Origin of the sequence: Pseudomonas sp. TMW 2.1634 (assembly GCF_001703595.1) — a bacterium.
Classification (GTDB): domain Bacteria; phylum Pseudomonadota; class Gammaproteobacteria; order Pseudomonadales; family Pseudomonadaceae; genus Aquipseudomonas; species Aquipseudomonas fragi.
This window is the reverse complement of record NZ_CP016849.1, coordinates 2,696,234-2,708,778: the sequence shown is the minus strand read 5'-3', so window position 1 is coordinate 2,708,778 and position 12,545 is coordinate 2,696,234. Positions and strand designations below refer to the sequence as shown.

Genomic DNA, 12,545 nt, shown 5'->3' with positions numbered 1-12,545 from the left:
GGGCGCTTCAGCTGCCCGGCCATTCATTAGAGAACCGTGGCAATCCACGGTTGTTTTCCACGGCCGACCTTGAGTCGGCCGTTTTATGGGGAGTTCAGCGTGAATCCGGTCAAAGTAGGTATCTGTGGGCTCGGGACCGTCGGTGGCGGCACCTTTAACGTACTAAAGCGTAACGCCGAGGAAATTGCCCGCCGTGCCGGGCGTGGTATCCAGGTTGCGCAAATTGCAATGCGTACGCCAAACCCTCAGTGCGACATTACCGGTACCCCCATTACCAACGATGTATTCGCTGTTGCGACCAACCCTGAAATCGACATCGTTATCGAGCTGATCGGCGGTTACACCATCGCCCGCGAGCTGGTGCTCAAAGCCATCGAAAACGGCAAGCACGTCGTGACCGCGAACAAGGCACTGATTGCCGTTCACGGTAACGAAATCTTCGCCAAGGCCCAGGAAAAGGGCGTGATCGTTGCGTTCGAAGCGGCCGTTGCAGGCGGCATCCCGGTGATCAAGGCGATCCGTGAAGGCCTCTCGGCCAACCGCATCAACTGGGTGGCGGGCATCATCAACGGCACCGGTAACTTCATCCTCACCGAAATGCGCGAAAAAGGTCGTACGTTCGAAGACGTGCTGGCTGAAGCGCAAGCGCTGGGCTATGCCGAAGCCGACCCGACCTTCGACGTCGAAGGTATCGATGCCGCGCACAAACTGACCATTCTGGCGTCGATTGCCTTCGGTATCCCGCTGCAATTCGACAAGGCCTACACCGAAGGCATCACCAAGCTGACAACCGCTGATGTGAATTACGCAGAAGCGCTGGGCTATCGCATCAAGCACCTGGGTGTTGCACGCAGCACGGCCAACGGCATCGAGCTACGGGTCCACCCGACGCTGATCCCGGCTGATCGCCTGATTGCCAACGTCAATGGCGTGATGAACGCCGTGATGGTCAACGGTGATGCTGCCGGTTCGACCCTGTTCTACGGCGCCGGCGCTGGCATGGAGCCAACGGCTTCGTCCGTGGTTGCCGACCTGGTGGACGTGGTGCGTGCCATGACCAGCGACCCGGAAAACCGCGTACCGCACCTGGCTTTCCAGCCGGATCTGCTGTCCGATCACCCGATCCTGCCGATCGAAGCGTGCGAAAGTGCCTACTACCTGCGTATCCAGGCCAAGGACCACCCGGGTGTATTGGCGCAAGTGGCCAGTATCCTGTCCGAGCGCGGCATCAACATCGAATCGATCATGCAGAAAGAAGTCGAGGAGCATGACGGCCTGGTGCCGATGATCCTGCTGACCCACCGCGTGATCGAGCAGCACATCAACGATGCCATCGCTGCGCTTGAAGCGCTGCAAGGCGTTGTGGGCCCGGTTGTTCGCATCCGCGTTGAGCATCTCAATTAATCAAGAGCTGCAAGCGACACGCTACAAGTGGCAAGCAAGAGCCAGATTGCATTTTTCTTGCCGCTGTAGCTAAACCGCTTGCCGCTCGAACCGAAGGTTTGAACCCATGCGCTATATCAGTACCCGTGGCCAGGCACCGGCCCTGAATTTTGAAGATGTGTTGCTGGCCGGCCTGGCCAGTGATGGCGGTTTGTATGTGCCGGAAAACCTGCCGCGCTTTACCCAGGAAGAAATCGCTTCCTGGGCCGGTTTGCCTTACCACGAGCTGGCCTTCCGGGTGATGCGCCCGTTTGTGACCGGCAGCATTCCGGATGCCGACTTCAAAAAGATTCTCGAAGAAACCTACGGTGCGTTTTCCCACGCCGCTGTAGCGCCGCTGCGTCAGCTCAACGGCAACGAATGGGTGCTGGAGCTGTTCCACGGCCCGACCCTGGCGTTCAAGGACTTTGCCCTGCAGCTGCTCGGCCGCTTGCTCGACTATGTACTGGCCAAGCGCGGCGAGCGTGTAGTGATCGTCGGCGCCACTTCCGGTGATACCGGTTCGGCGGCGATCGAAGGCTGCAAGCACTGTGAAAACGTCGATATTTTCATCCTGCACCCCAACAACCGGGTGTCTGAAGTGCAGCGTCGGCAGATGACCACGCTGTTCGGTGACAACATCCATAACATCGCCATCGAAGGCAACTTCGATGACTGCCAGGAAATGGTCAAGGCCAGCTTCGCTGACCAGGGCTTCCTCAAGGGCACCCGCCTGGTGGCCGTGAACTCGATCAACTGGGCGCGGATCATGGCCCAGATCGTTTACTACTTCCACGCCTCCCTGCAGTTGGGCGGGCCGCACCGTTCCGTGTCGTTCTCGGTGCCTACCGGCAACTTCGGCGACATCTTCGCCGGTTACCTGGCACGCAACATGGGCCTGCCGATCAACCAGTTGATCGTGGCCACCAACCGCAATGACATCCTGCACCGCTTCATGAGCGGCAACCAGTATGCCAAGGACACCCTGCACGCGACCCTGTCGCCGTCGATGGACATCATGGTGTCGTCCAACTTTGAACGCCTGCTGTTCGACCTGCACGGTCGTAATGGCGCCGCGGTTGCGGGCCTGATGGATGCCTTCAAGCAAACCGGCAACTTCAGCGTTGAAGAAGACCGCTGGACCGAAGCACGCCGTCTGTTCGATTCGCTGGCAGTGGATGACGAACAAACCTGCGAAACCATCGCCCAGGTGTTTGCAGAAACCGGTGAAGTCCTCGACCCGCACACGGCCATCGGTGTGCATGCGGCGCGTGAATGCCGTCGCAGCCTGGATATTCCAATGGTGATCCTGGGCACGGCACATCCGGTCAAGTTCCCGGATGCGGTTGAAAAAGCTGGCGTAGGTAAAGCGCTGGAGTTGCCGTCACATCTTTCTGACTTGTTTGAGCGAGAAGAGCGCTACACCGTGTTGGCCAATGACCTCAAGGCTGTACAAGCCTTTGTCAGCCAGCATGGCAACCGTGGCAAGCCGCTCTGAAGGCATTTGTCTTACGCGTTTTGAAGCCCGTCATCTGACGGGCTTTTTTATTGGTGCATGGCAAACTTGCCTGGTTTTCGCCCCTCGTATGCTGGCGAATACCCGGTCAAGGGAGCTGTCATGTCATGTATTCACCAGGCATTTCAAACATGGATGCGCGTAGTGCTGGCTATGGGCATGTTCAGTCTTGCCCAGCCGGTCATCGGCGAACCGGGCATACCCTTCAGGCTGTCGAGCAGCGCTGTCGAGTCCGTGCCAATGCCGCTGGACGCCGCCGACCGGCAATGGCTGGCCAGCCAGGGCACCTTGCGGGTCGGTATCGCCACCGGTGATTACGAACCTGTCGACATCACCACCGACCGCAACCACTACCAAGGCCTCAGTGCCGATTACTTGAGCATCCTGCGCGACAAGCTGGGGGTGCCCGTTGAGGTTCTGGGCTACAGGACGCGGGAGCAGGCGGTTGCCCGGCTATTGGCCGGCGAAGTCGATATCCTGACCAGCGCCAGCGGATTTGAGCGTGGTATCGAAGGCGTTGTTCTGTCCCAGGAGTACATGGCCGACCGCCTGGTTGTGGTCTGCCGTACCGGTGACGAGGAGCCGTTCAGCAGCTGGGCCGGCAAAAGAATCGGCTTTATGGCCGGATACGTCGATTTCCATACAGCCCAGGCGTTTTACCCGAGCAGTGAGATCGTCATCATTGCCGATTTGCACAATGCAATGGACGCGCTGACCGAGGGCGATATTGATGCCTTTATCGGCAATGAACTGATCGTGCAGTCCTTCAAAAGCTTTCGTCCGCACTCGGGGCTGCGCATTGTCGGTGACAGTGCCTTGCCCGCATTCGGCTTTGCTTTTGCCACGCGTCATTCCAGCACCAGGCTGGCATCCCTGATCGATCGCGCACTGGAAAGCCTTGATGAGCATGCAACGCGCATGGTGCTTTCGCGCTGGACCAGCGGGCTGGAAGGCAGCATTGCGCAGCAGCGCATCGATCTGCTGCCCACCGAACGGGAGTGGATCCAGCGCAATCCGGTTGTGACCCTGGCCACCCAGCAGTTTCCCCTCTACAGCTTCAGGACCGGCGACGGCCGCTGGGCGGGCCTGAGCATTGACCTTCTGGCGCGCATTTCTCGCATGACCGGCCTGCAATTTGTTCATAAAGAGGCGTTTTCAACCGTGCAAATCCTCGACATGCTCAAAAGCGGCGAGGCGCAAATGAACTCAAGCCTCTCCAGAAGCCGTGAGCGCAAGGCCTTCCTGAATTTCACCTACTCATACGGCGGGGCACCCTGGGTGTTTGTAGTGCGGGTCAATGATTCCCGGCTGGGCTCGCTGAGCCAGCTTGCCGGCAAGGTCCTGGTGCTGCCGGCCAGGCATGCCCTTGAAGACTACATTCGGCGTGAATACCCCGCAGTTACGCTGCGTCTGGTTGATACCTATGCCCAGGCCCGTCACGCGGTGGCCAATGGCGACGCGGATGCGACGATCCAGACCGAGACGCAGGCCTACCTGTATCCGCCGGGGCGGTTGAAGGTCGGGCGCAGTGTTGAAGGGCAATGGGCTGCCGCCAGTTTTTCGGTGCCAGCCCGCTACCCGGAGCTGTTCAGCATCATGAACAAGGCCCTGGAGGCCATTCCCGTGGCCGATATCCGCACGCTGCGCACCACATGGCTGGGAGGTGCTGGCCAACCGCTGATCATCGAAAGTGGCCTGTACCACTCGCCGGGGCTGTGGTGGGCGATTGCGGGCTTGTGCTCGGTCGGGCTTATGTCACTTTTCTACAACGGTTTTTTGCGCAGGCAACTGGGGGCCGGGCGCGAGTACGAACTGAGCCTCAAGGAACAATTGAAGCTCAGCCACCGCTTTCTGGATGGCATCCCCAGCCCGATTTTTGTGGTTGGCCTTGAGGGCCAGTTGATTACCTGCAATCAAAGTTATGAGGAGCGCTTGTCGGTCCGCCTGGGGAAAATTTGCGGGTTGAAGGTAACTGAAGTGGATTTGTTTTCCCAGGAACTGGCCGAAAAGTTTCAGCGCGAAATCATGAACATGATTCAAAGCCGTAAACCGTGCTATCAAAAGCGTTGGGTGGAGTTTAAAACCGGCGGGATGGAAATCTATCAGTGGGCCGCGCCGTTCTACTCGGAAACCGGCCGTATGGAGGGGCTGGTAGGGGGTTGGTTTGACAAGTCAGACGCCAGGAAGTGGGAGGTCCGGGGCATTTTTGACGGTGAAAATCGCTTGTAGCGCATTCCCACGCCAATTGCGGAATTGTCCTATGTTATGCGGCTGTTGAGCCTACTAAGGTTTACCACTTCTGTAACATCAGGTTTATGCCCTGAAGGCCCATGATGCGACCGTTGAAAGTATTGATTCTTGAAGACAACCCATTTCAATTGATGGTGTTGCATCAAATGTTGAATGCATTCCGTATTTTTGACGTGTTGACCGCCGAGAGCGTGGATTCTGCCCGCCATTCGCTGCTCAATCGCGGGGCCATTGATGTGGCTATTTGCGATCTGTACATGGAGGGGCCTTCAGGGCTGCAGCTTATCCGCGAGCTGGCGCTCAAGCGTGATGCCACGGCGTTGATCATCTCGAGTGCGGCTGCGCCCCATGTGATCGAAATGGCGGCCCGCATGGCCCGTCGGCACGGGCTTGAGGTGCTGGGGTGCCTGCCCAAACCGGTGACCGTGGCCGGGTTGGGGCAGTTGCTGGATCTCTATCGGCAGTCACACCGCTATACGGGGGAGGGCGGCACAAATTAATTGTCCGTACGGTGGAACTTCCGCCAGCCGAGGCGTGTCAGATTTATCATCAACAGGAGCAAGTTTATTGCTCCGATGCTTGTAGCCTGTTGAGCAGGTCATCATGACCTTGTTAGACCCCGGGCAGCCTCCCCACTGTTCGGGGTTTTTTTATGGCTTTTTTTTGTCAATGCACATCCAGGCTGGACGGGGGCGCTGGCCCCAGTTTGAGCAGAATCGAATTGACGTGGCTGATCACCTCGCGACCTTCAGGCGTGTCCGTGCAGCCAACGTAGATGGGCTGAAACTCGGGCGCGCCCTGGATCGGGTAAAACATCAGCGCGTCGGGTGACAAGCCTTGCTGGCTGGCCTTGGCCTGAATTTCCGGCCAATAGCCCAGTAGTGCGGGCATGCGGCCGGCTTGCTGCATCTGCAACAGGCTGGCCAGCGGATCGCTGCCGTAATGCATGACAATCTGGCTCGCCGGGCCCCGCGCCAGCTGGTTATCAATCCATACCCCGTAACTGCGTTTGGCAATGACCCCAAGCTTGAGGGTTTGTGCCTTGAGCAGGCCAGGCAGGTCGACCTTGTCGTCATGAATAAAGGGCTGCAGCCGTTGCCGGTCCTCACGCAGAATCGCCATGCCATTGCTGTGCAACTCGGTAACGGGCTCGGAATAAACAATCGACAGGGCGCGAGCCGGGTTCCAGACCAATGCCGGGTCGCAGGCCAGTGATTGCTCTTCAAGCATCTGCAGGGCCCGTGCGCGGTTTACCTGCATCACAATGTGCTGGTACTGCGGCATGTTGGCGATCAGGTCGGGCATCATTTTGTCGATCACCCCCTGACCCTTTTGCGGGCCATGAAACACGGTCAAGGGCGGCAGGTCGCGCAGCAGCCAGATCAGCGTTGGCACCGCCTGGCTTGCCGGGGCCCAGCCCAGCATCAGCGAGGCAATCAGGCCAGCCCAAAGGCTTCGCCGCGTCGAGGGACGGGTCATCGTGCTGATCTCCTTCGCTTGCCAGCAAAAATGGCCAGCACGCCTAGATGGCGCCTGACTGCTTGAGGCTGGCAATTGCCGCGGCGTCGTAACCCAGGCCGCTCAATACCTCGTGATTGTGCTCGCCCAGCTGCGGGCCGACCCAATCCGCCGAGCCGGGGGTATCGGACAGCCTGGGCACGATCCCCGGCATCTTGAAGTCCTTGCCGTCCGGCAGTTTGGCCTGCAGAAACATCTCTCGGGCCAGAAATTGCGGGTCGCTGAACATATCTTCTGCCGAAAAAATACGGCTGGCCGGTACCTGTGCCGCAGCCAGTTGTTCAAGCACCGTTGCCAGCGGCAGTGAGCCGACCCAGCGGTCAATCACGCCATACAGCTCGTCGCGTCGCGCGTCGCGGCCATCGTTGCTCGCCAGCGCCGGGTCATTGGCCAGGTCGTCACGGCCGATAATCTGCATAAAGCGCTTGAAGATAGCGTCACCGTTGGCGCCGATCTGCACATGCTTGCCGTCCTGGCTGGTGTGGATCGAGGAGGGGGTAATACCCGGCATGATATTGCCCGTACGCTCACGGATAAAACCGAATACATCGAACTCCGGCACCATGCTTTCCATCATGGCAAAAATGGCCTCGTACAGCGCCACGTCCACCACCTGGCCCTGGCCCCCGTTGACCTCGCGATGACGCAAGGCCATCAGTGCGCCAATCACGCCCCACAGCGCGGCAATCGAGTCGCCAATCGAAATGCCCGTGCGCACCGGCGGGCGGTCCTCAAAACCGGTGATATAACGCAGCCCGCCCATGGATTCGCCGACCGCGCCAAACCCCGGCTGGTCTTTCATCGGCCCGGTCTGGCCAAAGCCGGACAGGCGCACCATCACCAGCTTGGGATTGAGCGCATGCAGCACATCCCAGCCCAGGCCGAGCTTTTCCAGTACGCCGGGGCGAAAGTTTTCGATGAGGATATCGGCGTCTGCCAGCAGCGCCTTGAGGATGCTCAGGCCATCGGGGTGCTTGAGGTTCAGGGTCAGGGATTTCTTGTTGCGTGCCTGGACAAACCACCACAGCGACGTGCCCTCATATAGCTTGCGCCATTTGCGCAGCGGGTCGCCGCCGTCCGGGGATTCGACCTTGATCACCTGGGCGCCGAACTCGGCGCAAATCCGCGATGCAAAAGGCCCGGCGATCAGGGTGCCCAATTCGACGACTTTAAGGCCCGAAAGGGGTTTGGTGGCGAGCGGCATGTGGAATCCTTGTCCAGGGGGCGAGCGAGTACAGCCTTTTAACATAGCTGGCGGCTGGCAAGAAGCTGGCCGATTCGTTCAATCACGGTGTATCGGTTAGACTTGCCGCCTTTCTCCGTATCAAGAAGCCCGTTCATGGCACAGCCGTCCACGACCTACAAGTTTGAACTCAACCTTACCGATCTCGATCGCGGGGTCTATGAAAGCGTCAAGCAGACCATCGCCCGTCACCCTTCGGAAACTGAAGAACGCATGACCGTGCGCCTCCTGGCCTACGCCTTCTGGTACAACGAGCAGCTGTCTTTTGGTCGTGGTCTGTCTGATGTAGACGAACCAGCCCTGTGGGAAAAAAGCCTGGACGATCGTGTCCTGCACTGGATCGAAGTTGGCCAGCCCGATGCCGACCGCCTGACCTGGTGCTCGCGCCGTACCGAACGCACCAGCCTGCTGGCCTATGGCAGCTTGCGCGTGTGGGAAGGCAAGGTCATTCCTGCGATCAAGAACCTGAAGAACGTCAACATTGCTGCCGTGCCACAAGAGATTCTTGAAGTCCTGGCCAAAGACATGCCCCGGGTCATCAAGTGGGACGTAATGATCAGCGAAGGCACGATTTTCGTGACTGACGACCGCGGCCAGCACGAAGTGCAACTGCAGTGGCTGCAAGGCGAACGCGGCTAAGTTACACCTTTTTTTCTACGCTCAGAGACTCTCCACCTGCTTATGCGCATCGAACCTCGTCCATTGCCTGAAACCCTGCCTTTTCTGGGCGAAATGCCAACCCTGCTGACCCGCCTGTACGCCGCACGCGGTGTGCAGTCGCAAGCTGAACTGGACAAGAGCCTGGCACGGCTGATTCCGTATCAGCAGCTCAAGGGCATCGATGCTGCGGTGGACTTGCTGGTGGTCGCGCTTGAGCAGCGCCAGCGCATCCTTATCGTTGGTGACTTTGACGCCGACGGGGCTACGGCCAGTACGGTCGGCATGCTCGGGTTGCGCCTGCTGGGGGCCGCCCATGTCGATTACCTGGTGCCCAACCGGTTTGAATACGGCTACGGCCTGACCCCGGAAATTGTCGAAGTCGCGCTCACCCGCAGCCCGCAGCTGCTGATCACCGTGGACAACGGAATTTCCAGCGTCGAAGGCGTGGCGGCGGCGAAAAAGGCCGGTTTGAGCGTACTGGTCACCGACCACCACTTGCCGGGCAGTGAGTTGCCGGCCGCGGATGCCATCGTCAACCCCAACCAGCCCGGCTGCGAGTTCCCGAGCAAGGCGCTGGCGGGGGTCGGGGTGATTTTCTATGTGTTGATCGCCTTGCGGGCGCGCTTGAACAGCCTGGGCTGGTACCAGAACAGCAAGGCGCCGAATATCGCCGAGCTGCTGGACCTGGTGGCCCTGGGCAGCGTGGCGGACGTGGTGCCGCTGGATGCCAACAACCGCATCCTCGTACATCAAGGGCTTGAGCGCATTCGTGCCGGGCGTGCGCGGCCGGGGCTCAAGGCCATTCTGGAGGTGGCCAAGCGTGACCACTCGAAAATCACCTCCACAGACCTGGGTTTTATCCTCGGGCCGCGCCTGAACGCTGCCGGGCGCCTGGACGACATGAGCCTGGGTATCGAATGCCTGCTTACCGATGACGCCAACGCGGCGCGGGAAATGGCTGCGCAACTGGACGAGATGAACCAGGACCGCAAATCTATCGAACAGGGTATGCAACGTGAAGCGCTGGCCCAGCTCAAGGACCTGACGATCGACAGCATGCCGTTTGGCCTGTGCCTGTTCGATCCCGAGTGGCACCAGGGGGTGATCGGGATTCTGGCTTCGCGGCTCAAGGAACGTTACTTCCGCCCGACCTTCGCTTTTGCCGATGCCGGTGATGGCATGCTCAAGGGCTCCGGCCGCTCGGTGCCGGGCTTTCATATTCGTGATGCGTTGAGTGTGGTGGCAGCACAGCACCCGGACTTGATCAGCAAATACGGCGGCCATGCGATGGCGGCTGGCCTGACGTTGCCTGAGGCCAACTTTGCGCTGTTTTGTCAGGCTTTTGATGCCGAAGTGCGACGTCAATTGCGTGAAGAGGACCTGACCGGGCGCATGCTGTCGGATGGCAGCCTGGCGGTTGAAGAGTTTCACCTGGAGCTGGCGCGGGCCCTGCGCAATGCCGGGCCTTGGGGCCAGCATTTTCCCGAGCCGTTGTTTCACGGGGTGTTCCAGCTGGTGGAGCAGCGCATCGTGGGCGAGCGGCATTTGAAAGTGGTGCTCAAGACCGAATGTGGCAGCGTCAAACTCGACGGCATTGCTTTCGGAATCGACCGCGAAGTGTGGCCGAACCCGACCATTCGCTGGGTTGAACTGGCCTACAAACTCGACCTTAACGAGTTTCGAGGCAACGAAACCGTACAGTTGATGATTGCCCATATCGAGCCGCGATGATCCGCCAAGCCCCTGTGGGAGCGGGCTCGCCCGCGACGGGATCACCGCGGTTGGCCTGACAGACCGCGCTGACCCCATCGCGAGCAAGCCCGCTCCCACCAAAACCACCACGACCCGGTGCGATTTGAACCCTCCCTCATCCAGTGTTGTCGACTAGGCTCTTCAGAAGTACTTGGAGCCTGCCCACTGGAATTAGAGGTGACCCATGAGTCTGCTGCTCGAACCCTATACCCTGCGCCAACTGACCCTTCTTAACCGCATTGCGGTCTCGCCAATGTGCCAGTACTCCAGCGTCGACGGGCTGGCCAATGACTGGCACCTGGTCCATCTAGGCAGCCGTGCCGTAGGCGGTGCCGGGCTGATTTTTACCGAAGCTACTGCCGTCACGCCCGAAGGCCGGATTACCGCCCAGGATCTGGGCCTGTGGAACGACGAACAGATTGAACCCCTGCAACGCATCACCCGCTTTATCCGCGCCCAGGGCGCTGTGGCCGGCATCCAGCTGGCCCATGCCGGGCGCAAGGCCAGCACCCACCGCCCCTGGCTGGGCAAGCATGGCAGCGTCAAGGTGGAGGAGGGCGGCTGGGTGCCGGTCGGGCCGTCACCGATAGCTTTCGACCCGCAACACACACCGCCCGCGCAACTGGACGAAAGCCAGATCAAGGACGTTGTCCAGGCTTTCGTGGCGGCTGCCAGGCGGGCACTGGAAGCCGGGTTCTCGGTGGTCGAGGTTCACGCCGCTCACGGTTACTTGCTGCATCAATTTCTTTCGCCGTTGAGCAACCAGCGACGTGACCAATACGGTGGTTCGTTCGAGAATCGAATTCGTCTGGTCCTGGAGGTGACCGAGGCCGTGCGCGGGGTATGGCCGCAGGAGCTGCCGCTGTTTGTGCGGGTGTCGGCCACCGACTGGGTGGAAGACGGCTGGAACCCTGACGAAACCGTCGAGCTGGCGCGCCGTCTCAAGGCATTGGGGGTGGACCTGATCGACGTGTCTTCGGGCGGTACTGCAGCCAATGCCGAGATTCCGGTCGGGCCGGGTTACCAGACCCGTTTTGCCGAGCGCGTGCGCAAGGAGGCCTGCATCGCCACCGGTACGGTGGGCATGATCACCGAACCCGCACAGGCCGAGCATATTCTGCGTACCGGGCAGGCCAACCTGATTCTGCTGGCCCGCGAACTGTTGCGTGACCCGTACTGGCCGCTGCACGCAGACGATGACCTGGGCGGCAAAAAGGCGACCTGGCCAGCCCAGTATCAGCGTGCAACCCATCGCGACCAACCGATTCATGAGTCCGACCTGCGCGACTGATCCCCTTGCTCTTTACGATTAGCCCGCCTGCTGGCGGGCTTTCTGGCTCCCCCTGACCCTGTTACGAGAGGATGCTTATGAGTTTGCTCGACCAACTGCTTAAATCCGGCCAACAGATGCTGGAGAAAAAAACCGGCACCCAAGGCAGCGCCTCCAATGCTGGCAAAGGTGGCCTGGGAGACCTGCTCGGCTCCGGGGGGCTGGGTGGCATGCTTTCCGGTGCGGGCGGCGGGGCCCTGGCAGCCAGTGCCCTGGGCCTGCTGCTGGGCAACAAGAGTGCGCGAAAATATGGTGGCCAGGCGCTGACCTATGGTGGCCTGGCGGCCTTGGGCGTGCTGGCCTATAAAGCCTACGGCAACTGGCAAGCCAATCAGGGCACGGCGCCGCAGACCGAACCGCAGACCATTGACCGCGTCCCGGCACCGCAAGTGGAGCAACACAGCCAGGCAATCCTCAAGGCGCTGGTGGCTGCCGCCAAGGCTGATGGCCATGTGGATGAGCGCGAGCGCCAATTGATCGATGGCGAACTGAACAAACTCAATGGTGACCCTGCGCTGCGCCAGTGGCTGCAAGCGGAGTTGAACAAACCGCTGGACCCCGCCGAAGTCGCCCGTGCTGCCACTACCCCGGAAATCGCGGCCGAAATGTATATCGCCAGCCTTGTTCTGGTTGACGAAGAGCATTTTATGGAGCGCGCCTATCTGGAAGAGCTGGCCAAACAGCTCAAGCTCGACCCGGGCCTGAAGACCGAGCTGGAAGCCCAGGTCAAACAGGCCCAGGGTTAAAGTGGGAGCGAGCCTGCTCGCGATAGAGTTGTTCCAACGCCCCGAACCGCTATGGTCGGGGCGTTTTTTATAGTCCCTCGCTGCCACTTCGCCGTCATAATCCCCTGT

At 60.1% G+C, this 12,545-nt stretch carries 10 protein-coding genes; 8 read left to right on the top strand and 2 right to left on the bottom strand.

Annotated elements, in window-relative coordinates; genetic code table 11:
- The first annotated feature begins 99 nt into the window (after positions 1–99).
- The 4 genes from BFC21_RS12835 to BFC21_RS12820 all read left to right on the top strand — a co-directional run bounded on the left by BFC21_RS12835 (position 100) and on the right by BFC21_RS12820 (position 5,688).
- The gene (locus tag BFC21_RS12835; RefSeq protein ID WP_016781922.1) at positions 100–1,404 is read left to right on the top strand and encodes a homoserine dehydrogenase; all 1,305 of its coding nucleotides are present in this window, start codon (positions 100–102) and stop codon (positions 1,402–1,404) included.
- Between the two features lie 106 nt (positions 1,405–1,510).
- On the top strand, positions 1,511–2,920 hold the full coding sequence (gene thrC, locus BFC21_RS12830) for a threonine synthase (protein ID WP_016781923.1): 1,410 nt from the start codon (positions 1,511–1,513) through the stop codon (positions 2,918–2,920).
- A 120-nt stretch (positions 2,921–3,040) separates the two neighbouring features.
- The gene (locus BFC21_RS12825; RefSeq protein ID WP_256557647.1) at positions 3,041–5,167 is read left to right on the top strand and encodes a transporter substrate-binding domain-containing protein; all 2,127 of its coding nucleotides are present in this window, start codon (positions 3,041–3,043) and stop codon (positions 5,165–5,167) included.
- A gap of 101 nt (positions 5,168–5,268) precedes the next feature.
- On the top strand, positions 5,269–5,688 hold the full coding sequence (locus BFC21_RS12820; protein ID WP_088378047.1) for a response regulator: 420 nt from the start codon (positions 5,269–5,271) through the stop codon (positions 5,686–5,688).
- A gap of 166 nt (positions 5,689–5,854) precedes the next feature.
- Here BFC21_RS12820 and BFC21_RS12815 read toward each other — a convergent pair whose 3' ends face one another.
- Together BFC21_RS12815 and BFC21_RS12810 are read right to left on the bottom strand one after the other, a co-directional pair.
- On the bottom strand, positions 5,855–6,667 hold the full coding sequence (locus BFC21_RS12815) for a TIGR02285 family protein (protein WP_088378046.1): 813 nt from the start codon (positions 6,665–6,667) through the stop codon (positions 5,855–5,857).
- Between the two features lie 43 nt (positions 6,668–6,710).
- The gene (locus BFC21_RS12810) at positions 6,711–7,910 is read right to left on the bottom strand and encodes a CaiB/BaiF CoA-transferase family protein (protein ID WP_088378045.1); all 1,200 of its coding nucleotides are present in this window, start codon (positions 7,908–7,910) and stop codon (positions 6,711–6,713) included.
- Between the two features lie 135 nt (positions 7,911–8,045).
- Here BFC21_RS12810 and BFC21_RS12805 point away from each other — a divergent pair, with 135 nt between their 5' ends.
- The 4 genes from BFC21_RS12805 to BFC21_RS12785 all read left to right on the top strand — a co-directional run bounded on the left by BFC21_RS12805 (position 8,046) and on the right by BFC21_RS12785 (position 12,437).
- Positions 8,046–8,588: a YaeQ family protein gene (locus BFC21_RS12805; RefSeq protein ID WP_016781928.1), complete on the top strand. Its 543-nt coding sequence runs from the start codon at positions 8,046–8,048 to the stop codon at positions 8,586–8,588.
- A gap of 42 nt (positions 8,589–8,630) precedes the next feature.
- Positions 8,631–10,340 carry a single-stranded-DNA-specific exonuclease RecJ gene (gene recJ / locus BFC21_RS12800; protein WP_120266200.1) on the top strand — a complete coding sequence of 570 codons (1,710 nt, stop codon included), beginning with the start codon at positions 8,631–8,633 and terminating at the stop codon, positions 10,338–10,340.
- A 205-nt stretch (positions 10,341–10,545) separates the two neighbouring features.
- Positions 10,546–11,652: an NADH:flavin oxidoreductase/NADH oxidase gene (locus BFC21_RS12790; RefSeq protein ID WP_016781930.1), complete on the top strand. Its 1,107-nt coding sequence runs from the start codon at positions 10,546–10,548 to the stop codon at positions 11,650–11,652.
- A 77-nt stretch (positions 11,653–11,729) separates the two neighbouring features.
- Entirely contained in the window at positions 11,730–12,437 is a 708-nt protein-coding gene (locus BFC21_RS12785; RefSeq protein ID WP_088379518.1) for a tellurite resistance TerB family protein, read from the top strand.
- Positions 12,438–12,545: the final 108 nt, after the last annotated feature.

What these genes read in the sequence shown, in the direction of transcription:
- thrC (WP_016781923.1), top strand. Translation starts at nt 1,511, where the DNA reads ATGCGCTATATCAGTACCCGTGGCCAGGCACCGGCCCTGAATTTTGAA.
- BFC21_RS12825 (WP_256557647.1), top strand. Translation starts at nt 3,041, where the DNA reads ATGTCATGTATTCACCAGGCATTTCAAACATGGATGCGCGTAGTGCTG.
- BFC21_RS12820 (WP_088378047.1), top strand. Translation starts at nt 5,269, where the DNA reads ATGATGCGACCGTTGAAAGTATTGATTCTTGAAGACAACCCATTTCAA.
- BFC21_RS12815 (WP_088378046.1), bottom strand. Translation starts at nt 6,667, where the DNA reads ATGACCCGTCCCTCGACGCGGCGAAGCCTTTGGGCTGGCCTGATTGCC.
- BFC21_RS12810 (WP_088378045.1), bottom strand. Translation starts at nt 7,910, where the DNA reads ATGCCGCTCGCCACCAAACCCCTTTCGGGCCTTAAAGTCGTCGAATTG.
- BFC21_RS12805 (WP_016781928.1), top strand. Translation starts at nt 8,046, where the DNA reads ATGGCACAGCCGTCCACGACCTACAAGTTTGAACTCAACCTTACCGAT.
- recJ (WP_120266200.1), top strand. Translation starts at nt 8,631, where the DNA reads ATGCGCATCGAACCTCGTCCATTGCCTGAAACCCTGCCTTTTCTGGGC.
- BFC21_RS12790 (WP_016781930.1), top strand. Translation starts at nt 10,546, where the DNA reads ATGAGTCTGCTGCTCGAACCCTATACCCTGCGCCAACTGACCCTTCTT.
- BFC21_RS12785 (WP_088379518.1), top strand. Translation starts at nt 11,730, where the DNA reads ATGAGTTTGCTCGACCAACTGCTTAAATCCGGCCAACAGATGCTGGAG.